Annotated in this window: 16 protein-coding genes and 2 pseudogenes; 12 read left to right on the forward strand and 6 right to left on the reverse strand. The window is 70.9% G+C overall.

Features of this window, described 5'->3' with window-relative positions:
* Positions 1–77: 77 nt before the first annotated feature.
* The 5 genes from ACIBJG_RS30825 to ACIBJG_RS30845 all read left to right on the forward strand — a co-directional run bounded on the left by ACIBJG_RS30825 (position 78) and on the right by ACIBJG_RS30845 (position 4,768).
* Positions 78–1,046, forward strand: coding sequence for an NADPH:quinone oxidoreductase family protein (locus ACIBJG_RS30825; RefSeq protein ID WP_399312448.1), 969 nt, complete (start codon positions 78–80; stop codon positions 1,044–1,046).
* Positions 1,043–2,230: an acyl-CoA dehydrogenase family protein gene (locus ACIBJG_RS30830; protein ID WP_399312450.1), complete on the forward strand. Its 1,188-nt coding sequence runs from the start codon at positions 1,043–1,045 to the stop codon at positions 2,228–2,230. The genes ACIBJG_RS30825 and ACIBJG_RS30830 overlap by 4 nt, the downstream gene beginning before the upstream one ends.
* Positions 2,227–3,345, forward strand: a complete 1,119-nt coding sequence (locus ACIBJG_RS30835) for an acyl-CoA dehydrogenase family protein (RefSeq protein WP_399312452.1) — start codon at positions 2,227–2,229, stop codon at positions 3,343–3,345. The genes ACIBJG_RS30830 and ACIBJG_RS30835 overlap by 4 nt, the downstream gene beginning before the upstream one ends.
* Before the next feature lie 222 nt (positions 3,346–3,567).
* Positions 3,568–4,443 (forward strand): phosphatidylinositol-specific phospholipase C/glycerophosphodiester phosphodiesterase family protein, encoded by an 876-nt coding sequence (locus tag ACIBJG_RS30840; protein WP_399312454.1) that lies wholly within the window; start codon positions 3,568–3,570, stop codon positions 4,441–4,443.
* Between the two features lie 130 nt (positions 4,444–4,573).
* A complete protein-coding gene (locus ACIBJG_RS30845) occupies positions 4,574–4,768 on the forward strand; it encodes a hypothetical protein (protein WP_362544789.1) in 195 nt (64 codons plus the stop codon).
* A 130-nt stretch (positions 4,769–4,898) separates the two neighbouring features.
* Here the strand turns inward: ACIBJG_RS30845 and ACIBJG_RS30850 are convergent.
* Both ACIBJG_RS30850 and ACIBJG_RS30855 read right to left on the reverse strand, forming a co-directional pair.
* Positions 4,899–4,967: pseudogene (locus tag ACIBJG_RS30850) on the reverse strand (MerR family DNA-binding transcriptional regulator); the annotation flags it as partial.
* A gap of 101 nt (positions 4,968–5,068) precedes the next feature.
* Positions 5,069–5,469 (reverse strand): annotated as a pseudogene (locus tag ACIBJG_RS30855) (SDR family NAD(P)-dependent oxidoreductase); the annotation flags it as partial.
* Between the two features lie 249 nt (positions 5,470–5,718).
* Between ACIBJG_RS30855 and ACIBJG_RS30860 the strand changes: the two are divergent.
* Positions 5,719–6,444, forward strand: a complete 726-nt coding sequence (locus ACIBJG_RS30860) for a hypothetical protein (RefSeq protein ID WP_399312456.1) — start codon at positions 5,719–5,721, stop codon at positions 6,442–6,444.
* Between the two features lie 30 nt (positions 6,445–6,474).
* On the opposite strand, the gene ACIBJG_RS30865 is transcribed toward ACIBJG_RS30860, so the two are convergent.
* Positions 6,475–7,173 carry a response regulator gene (locus ACIBJG_RS30865; RefSeq protein WP_399312457.1) on the reverse strand — a complete coding sequence of 233 codons (699 nt, stop codon included), beginning with the start codon at positions 7,171–7,173 and terminating at the stop codon, positions 6,475–6,477.
* Entirely contained in the window at positions 7,170–8,768 is a 1,599-nt protein-coding gene (locus ACIBJG_RS30870) for an ATP-binding protein (RefSeq protein WP_399312459.1), read from the reverse strand. Before ACIBJG_RS30870 ends, ACIBJG_RS30865 begins: the two co-directional genes overlap by 4 nt.
* Before the next feature lie 219 nt (positions 8,769–8,987).
* On the opposite strand from ACIBJG_RS30870, the gene ACIBJG_RS30875 reads away from it, so the two are divergent.
* From ACIBJG_RS30875 to ACIBJG_RS30885, 3 genes are all read left to right on the forward strand, one after another.
* On the forward strand, positions 8,988–9,803 hold the full coding sequence (locus ACIBJG_RS30875; RefSeq protein WP_399312461.1) for an ABC transporter ATP-binding protein: 816 nt from the start codon (positions 8,988–8,990) through the stop codon (positions 9,801–9,803).
* Positions 9,793–10,656: an ABC transporter permease gene (locus tag ACIBJG_RS30880; RefSeq protein ID WP_399312463.1), complete on the forward strand. Its 864-nt coding sequence runs from the start codon at positions 9,793–9,795 to the stop codon at positions 10,654–10,656. The genes ACIBJG_RS30875 and ACIBJG_RS30880 overlap by 11 nt, the downstream gene beginning before the upstream one ends.
* 71 nt (positions 10,657–10,727) lie before the next feature.
* Positions 10,728–11,765, forward strand: a complete 1,038-nt coding sequence (locus tag ACIBJG_RS30885; protein ID WP_399312465.1) for an ABC transporter substrate-binding protein — start codon at positions 10,728–10,730, stop codon at positions 11,763–11,765.
* Positions 11,766–11,840: 75 nt separating this feature from the next.
* Here the strand turns inward: ACIBJG_RS30885 and ACIBJG_RS30890 are convergent, their stop codons facing one another.
* Positions 11,841–12,152, reverse strand: a complete 312-nt coding sequence (locus tag ACIBJG_RS30890; protein WP_399312467.1) for a hypothetical protein — start codon at positions 12,150–12,152, stop codon at positions 11,841–11,843.
* Positions 12,153–12,521: 369 nt separating this feature from the next.
* Between ACIBJG_RS30890 and ACIBJG_RS30895 the strand changes: the two genes are divergently transcribed.
* Together ACIBJG_RS30895 and ACIBJG_RS30900 are read left to right on the forward strand one after the other, a co-directional pair.
* Positions 12,522–13,919: an APC family permease gene (locus tag ACIBJG_RS30895; RefSeq protein WP_399312469.1), complete on the forward strand. Its 1,398-nt coding sequence runs from the start codon at positions 12,522–12,524 to the stop codon at positions 13,917–13,919.
* A 78-nt stretch (positions 13,920–13,997) separates the two neighbouring features.
* Entirely contained in the window at positions 13,998–14,861 is an 864-nt protein-coding gene (locus ACIBJG_RS30900) for a PepSY domain-containing protein (protein WP_399312471.1), read from the forward strand.
* Positions 14,862–14,960: 99 nt separating this feature from the next.
* Here the strand turns inward: ACIBJG_RS30900 and ACIBJG_RS30905 are convergent, their stop codons facing one another.
* The gene (locus tag ACIBJG_RS30905; protein WP_399312473.1) at positions 14,961–16,892 is read right to left on the reverse strand and encodes an ABC transporter ATP-binding protein; all 1,932 of its coding nucleotides are present in this window, start codon (positions 16,890–16,892) and stop codon (positions 14,961–14,963) included.
* A gap of 286 nt (positions 16,893–17,178) precedes the next feature.
* Between ACIBJG_RS30905 and ACIBJG_RS30910 the strand changes: the two genes are divergently transcribed.
* On the forward strand, positions 17,179–17,340 hold the full coding sequence (locus ACIBJG_RS30910) for a hypothetical protein (RefSeq protein WP_356316403.1): 162 nt from the start codon (positions 17,179–17,181) through the stop codon (positions 17,338–17,340).
* The last annotated feature ends 182 nt before the right edge of the window (positions 17,341–17,522 follow it).

Genomic DNA, 17,522 nt, shown 5'->3' on the forward strand with positions numbered 1-17,522 from the left:
TTGTTCCCACAGGGGCAAGCGACCGCTTAGTATGCGCCGGAGCAGTGGTAATGCCGACAGTGTTGTGGAGGCCCCTCATGCAGGCATGGCGAGTGCACCGGAACGGCGAGCCGAGCGAGGTGATGCGGCTCGAGGAAACGGACCGGCCGACGCCCGGCGACGGGCAGGTGCTCATCGAGGTGCTCGCGGCGAACATCAACTTCCCCGACGCGCTGCTCTGCCGCGGCCAGTACCAGGTGCGGCCCCCGCTGCCCTTCACGCCCGGCGTGGAGATCTGCGGCCGGACCGAGGACGGGCGCCGGGTGCTCGCCACCCCGGCCCTGCCGAACGGCGGCTTCGCCCAGTACGTCGTCGCGGACGAGGCGGCCCTGCTGCCGGCCCCCGACGCGCTGGACGACGCCGAGGCGGCGGCCCTGCACATCGGCTACCAGACCGGCTGGTTCGGACTGCACCGCCGAGCGCGTCTCCAGGCCGGTGAGACCCTCCTCGTCCATGCCGCGGCAGGCGGCGTCGGCAGCGCGGCCGTCCAGCTCGGCAAGGCCGCAGGCGCCACCGTCATCGGCGTGGTCGGCGGCCCGGAGAAGGCCAAGGCCGCCGCCGAACTCGGCTGCGACCTGGTCATCGACCGCCGTACCGAGGACATCGTCGCCGCGGTCAAGGAGTTCACCGGCGGTCGTGGCGCCGACGTGGTGTACGACCCGGTCGGCGGCGACGCGTACGCCAAGTCCGTGAAGTGCATCGCCTTCGAGGGCCGGGTGATCGTCGTCGGCTTCGCCAGCGGTGTCATCCCCACCCCGGGGCTCAACCACGCCCTCGTCAAGAACTACTCGGTCCTTGGGCTCCACTGGGGCCTGTACAACACGAAGGACCCGCAGGCGGTCCGCGACTGCCACGAGGAGCTCACCCGCCTCGCCGCGCAGGGCGTCATCAAGCCGCTGATCAGCGAGCGCGTCGCGATGGACGGGGCAGCGGCCGCCGTCCAGCGCGTCGCCGAAGGCACCAGCACCGGCCGCATCGTCGTCCTCCCGTCAGGAGCCGCCCGATGACCGTCCCGGACGCGGCGGAACTGCGCCGCCGAACCCGCGAACTGCTCACGGCGTACCCCCCGGCCACCACCGACCGCACCGACTTCCTCAAGGCGCGCTTCGACGCCGGACTCGCCTGGGTGCACTACCCGGCCGGGCTCGGCGGCCTCGACGCGCCGCGCTCCCTCCAGCCCGTCGTCGACGCCGGACTCGCCGCGGCGAACGCCCCGGACAACGACCCGCGCCGCATCGGCATCGGCCTCGGCATGGCCGCCCCGACCATCCTCGGCTTCGGCACCGACGAGCAGAAGCGGCGCTTCCTGCGCCCCCTGTGGGTCGGCGAGGAGGTCTGGTGCCAGCTCTTCAGCGAACCGGGCGCCGGCTCCGACCTGGCCGCCCTCGGAACCCGCGCCGTGCGCGACGGCGAGGAGTGGGTGGTCGACGGGCAGAAGGTCTGGACGTCCAGCGCCCACGTGGCACGCTGGGCGATCCTCATCGCCCGCACCGACCCGGACGTGCCCAAGCACCGCGGCATCAGCTACTTCATCTGCGACATGACCGACCCGGGCGTCGAGGTGCGGCCGCTGCGCCAGATCACCGGCGAGGCCGAGTTCAACGAGGTCTTCCTCACCGGGGTGCGCATTCCCGACAGCCGGCGCCTCGGCGCGGTCGGCGAGGGCTGGAAGGTCGCGCAGACGACGCTCATGAACGAGCGCGTCTCCATCGGCGGATCCCGCATCCCGCGCGAGGGCGGCATGATCGGCCCCGTCGCCAGGACCTGGCGCGAACGCCCCGAGCTGCGCACCCACGACCTGCACCAGCGCCTGCTGACCCTCTGGGTCGAGGCCGAGGTCGCCCGTCTCGCCGGCGAGCGCCTGCGCCAGCAGCTCGTCGCCGGACAGCCGGGACCCGAGGGCTCCGGCATGAAGCTCGCCTTCGCCCGGCTCAACCAGGAGATCAGCGGCCTCGAAGTCGAACTCCTCGGCGACGAAGGGCTGCTGTACAGCGACTGGACCATGCGCCGCCCGGAGCTCGTCGACTTCACCGGGCGTGACGCCGGCTACCGCTACCTCCGCTCCAAGGGCAACTCCATCGAGGGCGGCACGAGCGAGGTACTGCTCAACATCGTCGCCGAACGCGTGCTCGGCCTGCCCGCCGAGCCGCGCAACGACAAGGACGTCGCCTGGAAGGACCTCTCCCGATGACCGCACAGACCGAACCCGGCCAGGCGCCGGACCTGCTGTACTCGGAGGCCGAGGAGGATCTGCGCGCCGCGGTCCGCTCCCTGCTCGCCGACCGGGCCGACGCGCCGACGGTGATCGCCCGCACCGAGTCCGACACGCCGTACGACCCGCAGCTCTGGAAGGCCCTCGCCACCGACATCGGCGCCGCCGGCCTGCTGGTGCCCGAGAAGCTCGGCGGGCAGGGCGCCACCCACCGCGAGGCCGCCGTCGTCATCGAGGAGCTCGGGCGCAGCGTCGCTCCCGCGCCGTACCTGACCAGCTCCGTCGTCGCCACCGAGACGCTCCTGGCGCTCGGCCCGGAGGATGGGCCCGTGGGCGAGCTGCTCGCCGAACTGGCCGCGGGCCGCAAGGTCGCGGTGCTCGCCGCGCCCTTCTCCGCCGCGGCGTCGGACACGCCGGTGGTGACCGCAGCCCTCGACGGGACACTCGGGCCGGTCGCCGACGCGGCCGCCGCCGACGTGCTGCTGGTGCCCACCGCCGACGGCCTCTACGCGGTCGACACGGACGCGCCCGGTGTCGCCGTTCAGCCGCTCGTCCCGCTCGACCTCACCCGTCCGCTCGCCACCGTCACCCTCACCGGCGCCACCGGCACCCGCCTCGCGGACGCCGGGGCGGCTCGGGCCGCGGTGGACCGGGGGCTGCTGGCCGGTGCGGGACTCCTCGCCTCCGAGCAGCTCGGACTCGCCGAATGGTGCCTGACCGAGACGGTCCGGCACACCCGGGAGCGCCACCAGTTCAACCGCCCGGTCGGATCCTTCCAGTCGCTCAAGCACCGCATGGCGCAGCTCTGGCTGGAGGTCGTGTCGGCCCGTGCGGCGGCGCGGAACGCCGCCGACGCGCTCGCGACGGGCAGTCCCGACACGCCGTTGGCAGTGGCCGTGGCGCAGGCGTACTGCTCCAAGGTCGCCGTCCACGCCGCGGAGGAGTGCGTCCAGCTGCACGGCGGCATCGGGATGACGTGGGAGCACCCCGCGCACCTGTATCTGAAGCGGGCGAAGGCTGACGCGACCGCCTTCGGAACCGCGGGCCGTCACCGTGACACCGTCGCCGCCCTGATGGAGCTGCCGGCGCCGTAGCGACAACGTCAGGACCGGAGCGGGGACGCGTGGACGCGCCCCCGCTCCGCCGTGATTGCGGCAGGGCCGTTTCGTACGGATCCGGCCACGGCGGGCGGAACGCGGGCCGACACGCGGGCGGCGAACGAGCCAACTCTGGTCATCCGCACCCATGTTGCTGCGCGAGGCTTCCATACTCGGTCGCGTCCGCTCGTCCGGCACGCCTCGCAACCGGGAGATTCCATGGCGTTCCCCACCCGCCGCCGCGTCGTCACCACCGCTCTGGCCACCGCGGCCGCAGCCACCTTCGTACCCCTTCGGACGGCCACCGCGAGCGAAGCCCCGTACGGCCGGGGCCCCCGGCCGCTGCTGCGGGCGCACGCGCACAACGACTATCTGCACGCCCGCCCGCTCCACGACGCACTGGCCCAGGGATTCACCAGTGTCGAGGCCGACATCTTCCTCGTGGACGGCGAACTGCTCGTCGCCCACGAGGCCACCGACCTCGACCCCGCCCGCACCCTCTCCGCGCTCTACCTCGATCCACTCCTCGCCAGGGTCCGGGCCAACCACGGGACCGTGTTCCCCGGCGACCGCACCCCCGTCCAACTGCTGATCGACATCAAGACGGACGGCGCCGCCGCCTACGCGGAACTCGACCGCCAACTCCGCCGCCACCGGCAGATGCTGACCTCCTTCCAGCACGGCCGGGTGCGGCCCGGAGCCGTCACCCCCGTCATCTCCGGCGACCGGGCCGCCCGCGCCCCGATGGAGGAGCAGCACACCCGGTACGCCTTCTACGACGGCAGGCTCGACGACCTCGGCACCGCGGCCACGGCCTCGTTCATCCCTCTCATCAGCAGCAGTTGGACGGAGACGTTCAGCTGGCTCGGTGCGGGCCCCGTCCCGGCCGCCGAACGGGAAGCGCTGCGCGCGATCACCGCCGCCGCCCACCGCGCGGGGCAGCGCGTGCGCTTCTGGGCCACGCCCGATGTCCCGGGCCTCGAGCGCGAGGCGGTCTGGGCCGAGTTGCTGGCCGCCGGGGTGGACCACCTCAACACCGACGACCTCGCGGCACTCGCCCGCTTCCTCCGTACCCACGACCGGCAGGCGCGGTAGCCGCAGGGCCCACCGCCAACGCGCCGCAGCCGTACCCGTTTGGCGGACACGCCAGTGCGCCGGATGGCTCCTCCGCTACGCCAAACTGACGGCGAATGCCGCAATTCCGGCGCGGCGGAGGAGGTTGGCCATGGCCATTTCGATCTCACTGGTGCTGCTCCTGCTGATTCTTGCGGTGATCTTCCTCCGCAACGGCGGACTGAAGGTCTCGCACGCCCTGGTCTGCGCCCTCCTCGGGTTCTTCCTCGCGGGCACGAGCATGGCCCCCACCATCCAGGAGGGCCTCACGGCCACAGCGGACGTCGTCAGCAGCATCAAGCCCTGACGAGGGACGGAGTCACCGGACAGGGCCCGCAGTGCCGTGGCCAGCCGGTCCCTCACCGCCGCGAACGGCTGGCCGTCCTCGAAGGGCGGATCGCCGCCCAGACAGACCGCACTGGCCGGACCGGTGGCTTCGCGCTCTCGTAGTGGCGCAACGCACGTGCGGTCGTACCGGTCGCCTCGGCCAGTTCACCGATCAGCACCCCCACCACCTCCGCCTTCACTCCTGTCACGCCACCACCGTCGACCGGGAGAGTCACACCGGTGATGAACGAGGCGTCCGGGGAGGCGAGACGGACGATGGGCCGCCGGCGGCCTCCAGCAGGGGGAGTGCGGCCTGGGAGAGCAGGACGGGCGCGACCAGGTTGGTGGCGATCTGCGGATCGATCATCGCGGTGGAGAGGGTGCCGAGTGCGCCACTACGGACCACGGCGGCGTTGTTGACCAGCACATCGAGCCGGCCGTACGTCTCCTGCGCGGTCCGGACGATGCGCTCGGGCTACCCGGCGCCGGTGACGTCGGCCACCAGCGGCACGATCCGCTCGTTCCGGCAGCGGTCTCCGCGAGCGGTCCGGGGCGACGGCCGACGGCGAACACGGTGGCCCCCTCGGCGGCGAAGCTGTGCGCGGTGGCGCGGCCGATGCCGGTTCCGGCTCCGGTGACAACGACGATCCGGCTGAGGGAGGCTGCTGGGCTGCTGTTCATGCCGTGATCGTGCAACCCTGCCGCCGGCGGCAAGGTCAAGCAGCGGTCCGGGAACGCGCACGAACGGTCCCGGCCGGAACCGAACATGATCATTTCGGTCAACGGGTCGCATGATGCGTACCATCGGGGGTCCCTGGCATTCGGGTGTGAAACGGTCGGGTGGGGCGCGGGCGGGTCGGACCGCGGTCCCGCCCGGCGTGGCAACGACTGCCGGGCGTCGCACCGAACCGGGACCCGGAGAGCGCAGCCATGTCATTTCCTGCCTTTGGACGCGATCCGGGCGCCGTCCATCACGAACACTGCAGGAGCAGCCGCTGCTGCCGGTGCCAGCAGCGGCCCTGGACGACCGCAGTCGGAGCCGAGCGCCTCTGCGGACTCTGCGCGTCCTGCTGCCGGGAGTGCGGCCGGGCGCCCGCCCCGCATCTGGACGGTCTCGACCACGGGCTCTGCGGCGACTGCCGAGGACTGTGCGGGCGATGCGGAGCGCTGCTCGCGGCCGACGGCGAGTGCCAGTGCCCGCGATGGCAGCGGCCGGCAGCCGATCCGATCGGCTATCTCCTGCACGCGCTGCCGCCGCCGCTCATGCGCGCGTTCGGCGGCCGCTACCCGAACGAACTCGTCGCCCTGATCCGGCGGGAACTGGGACGGCGCAGCCCCGACCAGCTCCTGGACCGGGTCGAGCGGCGGTGGAACTCCCGGTGGTCCCACACGCTCCAGGAGAAGGACGACGAAGGGCGCAGGCGGCAGCCCTTCGAAATTGCCGAACAACTGCTCAGGCCGGGACTCTGCGCCGATCCGAGGTGCGAGGACGGCCGGCTGATCACCACCGACTCCCCGTGTCCGCGCTGCGCGAGCCCCCTGCACCGCTTCGTGCCGGCCCAGGCCGACGGCAGGGCACCCTCGGACCGGGCCAGGAGCACGGCGGCAGCGATCAGGCGGGAGATGCTCGACCGCCGTACCGGCGGGCGGCGTTGAGGCACCGGACGGCACCGCGCTCACGTACGCTCAGCCGGCCGCGGCCCAGGCATAGCGGTGCTCGGGCCGGCCGGTGTCGCCGTACTTCAGGCTGAGGCTGATCCGGCCCGCCCCCTCCAGGTACTTGAGATAGCGATGGGCGGTCGAGCGGCTCAGGCCCGCCCTGGCCGCCACCTCGTGCGCCGACAGCGGTTCACCGGCCGCCGACAGCACCTGGCGGATCACGTCCGCGGTGGGTGCCGAATGCCCCTTGGGCAGTCCGGCCCCCGGCACGGACTCCGTGGTGCGCAGGGCCCCGAAGATCTGGTCGACCTGCTCCTGCCCGGCCTCGCCCCGGCGGCTCTCCACCCCCTCCAGCGTGCGGCGCAGCGTCGCATAACTCTCCAGCTTGGAACGCAGACCTGCGAAGCTGAACGGCTTGACCAGATACTGCAGTGCCCCGTACCGCATCGCCGTCCGTACGGTCACGACATCGCGGGCGGCCGTCACCATGATCACGTCGGCCGGGTGACCGAGCCGGTGCAGCTCACGCACGAGCGTCAGGCCCGTCCGGTCCGGCAGATAGTGATCGAGCAGGATCAGGTCCACATGCTCGCGGTCGAGCACGGACAGGGCCTGCGCGGCCGTGTGCGCGCGGGTGACCACACGGAACCCGGGCACCTTGGCCACGTACGCCGCGTTGATCTCCGCCACACGGAAGTCGTCGTCCACCACCAGAACATCGATCACTGCGACTCTCCCACTTCGCTCAGCTGCCGTACGGCGAGCGCCTCGGGCAGCACCACGGTGAAGACCGCACCGCCACCGGCCCGGGCCGTGATCCGGGCCGCGCCGCCGTACCGCTCGGCGAGGCGGCGCACCAGCGCCAGTCCGAGGCCACGCTCCCGGTGCGACGCGGGCTCCTTGGTGGACCAGCCCTCAGTGAAGATCCGGTCCCGCATCGCGACCGGCACCCCGGGGCCGTTGTCGCTGACCCGCAGCACCGCGTCGGCGCCCTCGGCGAGGAGTTCCACCTCGACCAGCGTGGCGACGTCCAGGGCGTTGTCGATGAGATTGCCCAGCACCGTCACCAGATCGCGCGGGTCCACCACGACATCGGGCAGCCGGGTGGCGGGGGAGATGCGCAGGGACGCGCCGCGTTCGGCGGCGACCGACGACTTGCCCACCAGCAGAGCCGACAGCAGGGGGTCGCTGACCCGCTCGGCGATCTGCTCGGCCGAGGCGCGGCGCCCGTCCGCCACCTCGGTGACGAACTCGACCGCGGCCGCGTGCCGGCCGAGCTCCAGCAGACCCAGCAGGGTGTGCAGCCGATTCGCGTGCTCGTGGTCCTGGGCCCGGAGCGCGTCGAGCAGACCGTGTGTGGAGTCCAGTTCACGGCCCAGCAGTTCGAGTTCGGTGCGGTCGCGCAGCGTCACGACCGCACCGCCGTCCCCCGTCGGCATGCGGTTGGCGATCAGGACCCGCCCCCGGCACACCGTGAGGAGATTCGCCCCGTCCACCCGCCCCGCCAGCACCTCCGCCGTACGGCCCGGAGCCAGCACCTCGCCCAGGGGCCGCCCGACCGCCTCCGGGGTCAGGTCCAGCAGCCGCTGCGCCTCGTCGTTGAGCAGCCGGATCCGGCCCCGGGCGTCCAGTGCCAGTACGGCCTCGCGAATGCTGTGCAGCATGGCCTCACGCTCGTCCAGAAGCGCGGAGATGTCGGCGAAGGCGAGACCGTGGGTGTTGCGCTGCAGCCGACGCGAGACGGCGAGGGCCGCCAGGACCCCGACGGCCAGTGCGGCACCCGCGTACTGCAGAAGAGCCGGAATGGTGCCCAGCAGCCCCTGCCGGACACTCTTGTAGGCGATGCCCACCGAGACCGCCCCGACCACCGTGCCGTGCCGGTCGCGCAGCGGAACCTTGGCGCGGGCCGAGCGGCCCAGGGTGCCGATGTCGATCTGCATGATCTCGCGCCCGGACAGCGCCGTGCTCGGATCGGTCGACACATGCCGGCTGATCCGGTCGGTCTCGGTGTGCGACCAGCGGACCCCCCGGGTGTCCATCACCACGATGTACAACGCCCCGGTGGCCCGCCGGATCTGCTCCGCCTCGGCCTGCACGGGCCCGGACGGACTGGGCTCGGTGTTCAGCAGCTTGTCCACCAGTCCGGGTTCGGCGGCGGTGGTCTGGGCGATGGACAGGGCCCGGCGCATCGCCTGGTTGTCCAGCTCGTGACTGAGGGGGGCCAGGAAGAGCCCGGTGACGAGCATGACCACGCCCGCGGTGATGGCGACCTGGGTGAGCAGGACCTGTGCGAAGACACGACGGGGCCAGTGGATCCGCATGCCGTCGCCCCTCTGCCGTTTCGCCGCCCTCGAATCCGGTGCTCCGATTCGTTCCGTGTGCACGCAACGTAAACGCCCCCGCCCCTGCTGCCTAGCCCCCGGCTCCGCTTCGTTGTAAGGGTGTGAGCACAATGGGCAGAACCACGGGTTACGGGCACAACCCGCAGTTGTGGGCGCAAGGCTCCCGCCCGTGCCGCACCGCCCCTAGCGTCCCGCCCCATGAACAGCGAAACGAGCCCCGCCATCGAGCTGCGGGGGGCGAGCAAAGCGTTCCGGACTCCGTCGGGGGCGCTCCACACCGCCGTACGGGATCTGGATCTGACGATCGGCAGGGGCGAGTTCGTCGCCGTGGTCGGACCGACCGGATGCGGCAAGTCGACCACCCTGACCCTGATCAGCGGGCTGGAGGAGCCCACCGAGGGCGAGGTACTGGTCGCCGGCCGGCCGGTGAGCGGCATCGGCGACAAGGTCGGCTTCGTCTTCCAGCAGGACGCGGTCTTCCCCTGGCGGACCGTCCTGTCCAACGTCATGGCAGGACCCCGCTTCCGGGGCGTGCCGAAGACCGAGGCGAAGGAGCGTGCTCGGGCCTGGCTGGCGAAGGTAGGCCTGACCTCGTTCGAGGACCGCTATCCGCACCAGCTCTCCGGCGGACAGCGCAAGCGGGTCGCCCTCGCGGCCACGTTCGTCAACGACCCGGAGATCCTGCTGATGGACGAGCCGTTCTCGGCCCTCGACGTGCAGACCCGGGCCCTGATGTCCGACGAACTCCTGGAGCTGTGGGCGGGCACCGGCGCCTCCGTCGTCTTCGTCACCCACGACCTGGAGGAGTCCATCGCCCTGGCCGACAAGGTCGTCGTGATGACTGCGGGCCCGGCCACCGTCAAGGAGGTCTTCGAGATCGGGCTGCCGCGCCCGCGCAAGGTCGAACAGGTGCGGCTGGAGCCGAGGTTCCTGGACATCTACCGCGAGATCTGGTCCTCGCTGGGCGAAGAGGTCCGCATCACGCGTGAGAGGGGCGCCGCAGATGCTGCCTGAGACCGTCACCGTGAAGCCCGCCGCCGCGGGGACCGGGCGGACCGCCGCCAGGGCCCGGGCCGCCCGCAACCGCCGGATGCTGGTGCTGGGCAGCCGGATCGCCGTACTCGTCGCGGTCGTCGGGCTGTGGGAGTGGCTGGCCAGGACCGCCGTCATCGATCCGTTCAACTTCTCGATGCCCTCGAAGATCTGGGACCAGATCCGGATCTGGGTGACGGACGGCACCGCCCAGGGCTCCCTGTGGGAACAGATCTGGTACACGCTGTACGAGGCGCTGCTCGGCTGGGTCATCGGGGTGATCGCCGGCGTTCTGCTCGGCATCGCGCTCGGCCGCGTCCGCTTCGCCGCCGATGTGCTCGGCCCGTACATCAAGGTGCTCAACGCACTGCCCCGGATCGTGCTCGCCCCGATATTCCTGATCTGGTTCGGCCTGGGTCCGGCGTCCAAGGTCGCCTCCGCGGTGGTCCTGGTGTTCTTCCCCGTCTTCTTCAACGCCTTCCAGGGGGCGAGGGAGGTCGACCGTAATCTCGTCGCCAACTCCCGCATCCTGGGCGCCAGTAACCGTCAGGTGACGCTTCAGGTGGTCATCCCCTCGGCCACCTCGTGGATCTTCACCAGCCTGCACGTCAGCTTCGGGTTCGCCCTGATCGGCGCCATCGTCGGGGAGTACATCGGAGCGACCAAGGGGCTCGGCCTGCTGGTCGCCGCCTCACAGGGGACCTTCAACTCGGCCGGTGTCTACGCCGCGATGGTCATCCTCGCGATCGTCGCGCTGCTCGCCGAAGGGCTGCTGACCTTCCTGGAGAAGCGGCTCTTCCGCTGGAAGCCGGCCGACGCCGACACCGCACGCTGACCCGTGCCGGACCGCTCCTCCACTCCTTCGCTTTTTCTCCAGCGACTCCTCTTCACAAGGACGTGAACCAGATGCGTATGTCCCCCCGGATCCCGGCACTCGCCGTCGCCGGAGTGCTCGCCGCGGCGAGCCTGACCGCCTGCGGAGGCGACTCCACCTCCGCCTCCGGTGACAAGAACGACAGGGTCAAGATCATGGTGGGCGGCCTGGACAAGGTCATCTACCTGCCCGCGATGCTCACCGAGCGACTCGGCTACTTCAAGGACGAGGGGGTGTCGGTCCAGCTGCTGACCGAACCTGCCGGCGTCCAGGCGGAGACCGCCCTGGTCTCCGGCGACGTACAGGGCACCGTGGGCTTCTACGACCACACCCTCGACCTCCAGGTGAAGGGCAAACAGGTCGAGTCCGTGGTCCAGTTCTCCCAGGCGCCCGGCGAGGTCGAGATCGTCTCCAACCAGGCCGCGGGCGACATCAGGTCGGCGAAGGACTTCAAGGGCAAGAAGCTCGGCGTCACGGGCCTTGGCTCGTCCACCGACTTCCTGACGAAGTACCTTGCCGTGAACAACGGTGTGAAGACCAGCGAGTTCACCCCCGTCGCGGTCGGCGCCGGGCAGACCTTCATCTCCGCGCTCCAGCAGGGTTCCATCCAGGGCGGCATGACCACGGATCCGACCGTGGCCACCATCCTGGACAAGAAGCTGGGCCGCATCCTCATCGACATGCGGACACCGGAGGGCTCCAAGCAGGCTCTCGGCGGGCTCTATCCGTCCTCGAGCCTCTACATGCAGACCGAGTGGGTCAACAGCCACAAGAAGACCGTGCAGAAGCTGGCGAACGCCTTCGTGAAGACCCTCAAGTGGATGTCGTCCCACAGCGCGGACGAGATCGCCGCCAAGATGCCGGCCGACTACGCGCAGGGCGGAGGCGCCGCTCTCTACGCCCAGTCCATCAAGAGCACCCTGCCCATGTTCACCACGGATGGCGTGATGCCCCCGGACGGGCCGGCCACCGTCGAGCGGGTCCTCAAGGCTTTCAACCCCAACCTGCAGAACGCCGACGTCGACCTCTCCAAGACGTACACGACGGAGTTCGTGAAGAAGGCCGGCTGACCCTCGCGCCGTCCACACGTCCGGGGGCCCGTACGCGGTTGCGTACGGGCCCCCGGACGTGTGCGTCGCGCTGGGCTACTCGGCGGCGGCTTCCCCCGCCGTCCGGTCCGGGCCGGGCTGTGGGACCGTGGCCGCCGCACCCTGCCGGACGGCCTCCACCGCGGCCTCGTGCAGCGACCGGCTGGCCTCCTCCGACGGGCAGGGCACGGGGCTGCCCGCCATCGTGAACCAGTCGGCCGCATCGGTGTACTGCACAGTGATCTGCGCCATGCCCTCGGCCCACGTGGTGTGGACGGTCAGGTCGCCGGACAGCGGCCCGACCTCCTCGGTGAGCACGCCGCCGTGCCCCGAGTAAACTCCGCGTGTCGTCCAGGACGCCCAAGTCATGCATCCAGGCTCGCACCAAAGCCGGCGTATCGCGACCCACGGGCGACAAGTCCCGGAACCGCACGGTCCGTAGGGCCGTGACCACCGGGCCCACCGGCGAACGGCGGGTGGATTTGAACGAAACTTTTCGAGCGCCCGCACTGCGGTTCCCGCAGCGGCCGATCCCGTTGCCCCGACGCAATCTTGGCGGCAAATCGTTGACCGATGATCTCCAGGCAACGAATTCCGAAGGAAAACTGCTATTGACCTGCGGAACGCGTCGGTATTGCATGACGCGCTGGGAGCACCGGAACCATCCATCACACCTCGTCCGGAGGCGATACCGCTCCCACGCTCAGACATCGCACCTGTTGATCGGAACCCGACTCGATGACCGACACGCTCAGCGCTCCACAGGCACTCGCCCCCGCGACCGGACCCACCCCGCAGAAGCTCAAGCGTTCCATCGGCGTCGTCGGGGGGACCCTGCTCACGCTCTCCTGCGTGACTCCCGCCTCCACCCTCTTCGTAGTGGTGCCGGACCTGTTCGCCGGCCTCGGTACGTACACCGCGCTCACCATCGCGATCGGCTCGCTGCTCTGTATCGCGGTCGCCTTCTGTTACTCGGAACTGGGCACGCTCATCCCCAGCGCCGGTGGCGAGTACGCCATGGTGTCCACGATGGCGGGCCGGCTCGCGGGGTGGCTCGTCTTCGTGCTCTCCCTGCTCGTCGTCATGATCGTGCCCCCGGTCATCGCCATGGGGACCGCCGACTACCTCGCACCCCTCGTGCACATCCCCGCCTCCCTCGCCGGAGCGGCCGTCATGCTGCTGGCCACCCTCGCGGGCCTCCTCGACCTGCGTGCCAACGCCTGGATCACCGGCATCTTCCTGGTGCTGGAAGTGATCGCCGCCGGTGTCGTCGCCATTCTCGGGTTCGCCCACTCCGAGCGGGGCGCCTCCGCGCTGGTGCACGGTTCCGTCGCGGTGCCGGGCGGCACGAGCTCGACCGTCACCGCCATGATGGTCGTCTCCGGGCTCGCCATCGCCCTCTTCATCACGCAGGGCTTCTCCACGGCCGTCTACCTCTCGGAGGAGCTGGAGGACCCGCGGCGCAACGTTGCCCGTACGGTCCTGGCCACGCTCGCCATCTCGACGGCCGTCATCCTCGTTCCCGTCATAGCCATCACGATGGGCGCCCCCGACCTCGCGGCCCTGACCTCGGGCGACCTGAGCGGCATGGTCGAGGCGTGGTCCAACTCGGCCGTCGGCACGTTCGTCAGCCTCTGCGTCGCCCTCGCCATCATCAACGCCGGCATCGTCATGGTCATCCAGAACTCCCGGGTGCTGTTCGCCTCCGCCCGCGACAAGGCGTGGCCCGCCCCGGTCAACAAGGCCCTCTCCCGGCTCGGCCGGTTCGGCTCGCCGTGGGTGGCGACGCTGCTCGTCGGCATCCCGGGAGCTGCTCTCTGCTTCGTCAACCTCGACACCCTGTACGGAGTGACCGGCGTCTCCGTCACCGCCATGTACCTGCTGGTGGCCGTCGCGGCGCTGTTCTGCCGCCGTGGCTCCCACCGCGACGCACCCGCCTGGCGTATGCCGCTCTGGCCCGCGATCCCGGTGCTGCTCATCCTCGTCCTCGCGTACATCCTGACCCAGCAGGAGACCGAGTACCTGCTCTGGACCGGCGGGATCACCGCCGTCGCCACGCTCTACTGGGCCCTGTACCTGAGGCCCCGCCGCGCGACCCGGTGGCTGGTGAGCATCCCCGAGGACACGCAGGTCTGAGACAGGTTCTCCGGTGATCGGGTGACACCGGGCGGTGGCACGTCATGCCGGACCGGCCGCGCGGTTAAGTATCCGGGCATGACATGTGACTCCCCACCGAAGAACACCGGATTCCTCCGCACCCAGCGCCTGCGCGCCGCCGGCGCCGCCGGCGTCCTGCTGGCCGCGGCCCTGCTCACCGGCTGTGGCCAGGGCAGCGGTGACACCTCGACCGGCACCGCCACCTCGGAAGCCGCGCGGGCCGTCCCGGAGCGGACCACCACGCCCTCGTACAGCGCGAGCACGAGCGCGTCCCCCACCGCCTCGATGACCAAGGACCAGAAGGACCGCAAGAAGCTCCTGGACGAAACCAAGATCACCGTCGACAAGGCCGTCACGACGGCCGAGGGCGCCGTCAGCGGCGGCAAGGTGATCGAGCTCGACCTGCGCGGTCCGGGCAAGTCGGACGACGACACCGACCGGGAGAGCGCGTCGCCCTCGGCGAGCGCCTCGCCGTCGGGCAACAGCGCCTCGCCGTCCGGGAGCGCGAGCGCCTCCCCGACGGCCACCGGCGCCTCGCCCAGCGGTGCGAGCGCCTCACCGGCCGCCACCGGCCCGGAATGGGTCGCCACGGTCGCCGTGAAGGACGGAACCGAGCACACCGTGCGCATCGACGCAATCTCCGGCAAGGTCGTCAAGTCCACCAAGGACTCCGGTCAGGACGCCCAGGAGATGAGCCGCACGGCCGACTGGATCGCCAAGGCCAAGCAGACCCCGCAGCAGGCGGCCAAGGCGGCCACGGACAAGAAGAAGGGCACGGTCACGTCCCTGGACCTGGACGAGAACGACAAGAACGTTCTCGTCTGGTCGGTGGACGTCGTGGACAAGAGCTGGAACGAGACCACGCTCGACGTCGACGCGGCCACCGGCTCCGTCACCGCCGAGAAGACCGACACCGACTGACCGGGCCCCCCGGTCCACCCCCCCCACACACACACACGGAATGCCCCCGGTTCGCACGGACCGGGGGCGTTCCTCGCGCGGTGCGCGGGCCGTGCCGGATCAGACGGACTCGGCGTGCGCTCCCTGTGTCTCCCCGGCCTGCGGCGACTCGAACTGCGCCTCCCCGGCCTGCGGCGACTCGAACTGTGTCCGGTACAGCTCCTCGTACCGGCCGCCCGCGGCCAGCAGCTCGGTGTGGGTCCCGCGCTCGATCACCCGGCCCTCCTCGACGACGAGGATCAGGTCGGCGGCGCGCACGGTCGACAGCCGGTGCGCGATCACCACGGCAGTACGCCCGTCCAGCGCCTCCGCCAGGGCCTCCTGCACCGCCGCCTCCGACGTGGAGTCGAGGTGCGCGGTCGCCTCGTCGAGAATCACCACACGCTGGCGGGCCAGCAGCAGCCGGGCGATCGTCAGCCTCTGACGCTCACCGCCGGAGAGCCGGTAACCGCGCTCGCCCACCACCGTGTCGAGCCCGTCGGGCAGGGAGGCCACCAGCCCGTCGAGCCGGGAGCGCCGCAGCGCGTCCCAGATCTCGTCCTCGGTCGCCCCGGGCCTGGCCAGGGTCAGATTGGCACGGACCGACTCGTGGAAGAGGTGACCGTCCTGGGTGACCATCCCGAGCGTCTCGCGGATCGACTCGGCGGTCAGATCACGCACATCGACGCCACCCAGCCGCACGGCTCCCGAATCGGCGTCGTACAGCCGGGGCAGCAATTGCGCGATCGTCGACTTGCCGGCGCCGGACGAGCCGACCAGGGCCACCATCCGGCCGGGCTCGGCACGGAAGGAGACCTTGTGCAGGACCTCCGTACCCCCGCGGGAGTCGAGGGTCGCGACCTCTTCGAGTGAGGCGAGCGAGACCTTGTCGGCCGACGGATACCCGAACGAGACACCGTCGAACTCCACGGACACCGGCCCCTCCGGCACCTTGCGCGCATCCGGCTTCTCAGAGATCAGGGGCTTCAGGTCGAGGATCTCGAAGACCCGCTCGAAGCTCACCAGGGCGCTCATCACCTCGACCCGGGCACCGGCCAGCGCCGTCAGCGGGGCATACAGCCGGGTCAGCAGCAGGGCCAGGGCCACGACCGCGCCCGGCTCCAGGCTGCCGCGCAGCGCGTAGTAGCCGCCCAGTCCGTAGACGAGCGCCAGCGCCAGCGCGGAGACGAGGGTGAGCGCCGTGATGAACGTGGACTGCGCCATGGCCGTACGGATGCCGATGTCACGCACCCGGCTCGCACGGGCGGCGAACTCGGCGGACTCGTCATCCGGGCGGCCGAACAGCTTGACGAGTGTGGCGCCGGGGGCCGAGAAGCGCTCGGTCATCTGCGTGCCCATGGCCGCGTTGTGCGCGGCCGCCTCCCGCTGCATCCGTGCCATGCGGGAGCCCATCCGGCGGGCGGGCACGACGAACACCGGAAGCAGGACGAGCGCGAGCAGGGTGATCTGCCAGGAGATGGTCAGCATCACCGTGAGCGTCAGCAGCAGGGTCACCAGATTGGACACCACCCCGGAAAGGGTGTTGCTGAACGCCCGCTGCGCCCCGATCACGTCGTTGTTCAGCCGGCTCACCAGCGCGCCGGTCCGGGTCCGGGTGAAGAAGGCGACCGGCATCCGCTGGACATGGTCGAACACGGCCGTACGCAGGTCCAGGATCAGGCCCTCGCCGAGCGTCGCCGACAGCCGACGGGTCAGCAGACCGAGCCCCGCCTCCGCCACCGCGATCACGGCGATCAGCAGCGCGATCCGCGTGACCGTGCCGTTCTCCCTGCCCTGCACGATCGCGTCGACCACCCGGCCGGCCAGCACCGGTGTGGCCACCGCCAGCAACGCCATGACGACGCTCAGCAACAGGAAGCGGTAGAGCTCCCGGCGGCGCGGCCGGGCGAAGTCGGCGATCCGGCGGACGGTGGCCCGCGAGAACGGTCTGCGGTCCTGTTGGGCGTTCATCGCGCTGTGCAGCGATGACCAAGCGGTGACTTCCATACTCATGCGGTGCCTCCGGGGTGCGAAAAGGTCTAGGCGGCTCCCGGTGGCCGGACAAGGACCGGGGCGCAGGGAGAACGCTATGAGCTCAAGCGGACTTGAGGTCAACCGCTTTCCCCGCCGGGGCGGCCCAGGAGCGGCTCCGAAGATCAATTTCTCCGACAAGTGCGCAGGTCGGCCGGGTGGACGCCCAATCCTCGGTGCCGTCTGCGGCGGCGCAAACCGACCACGTAGAATCGGCCCCTGTTTCCGGCCGAACGATGGCAAACACAACCGATTGAGGCAGTGCGACGTGAGTTTCACAGACAGTACCGAGGCACCGATCTACGCCGGACTCGTGGAAGAACACGGGGATGTGCCGGCAGAGGTGCGCCGGGTGGCTGAGGAGACGCTGCGCGAGGCCGACCGGGCCATCGACTTCAGTGACGTCCGCAGGGCGGCCGCGTACCGGTAGCTGCGGGGGCGATGCCGTCCCCGGGGCCCGCGGCGATCCACGGCGGACGCACCCCGTCCTCGACGCGGCGAAGGCGCCCCGGCCTCCGGCAGCATTCCCCTCCCGACTCCCTGATCTCCCGCGTCACGGCGGGGCACGGCACCCCGTGCCCCGCCGTTGTCATGACGTCTCGCACTGCGGAC

Source organism: Streptomyces sp. NPDC050422 (genome assembly GCF_044458665.1).
GTDB lineage: Bacteria > Actinomycetota > Actinomycetes > Streptomycetales > Streptomycetaceae > Streptomyces.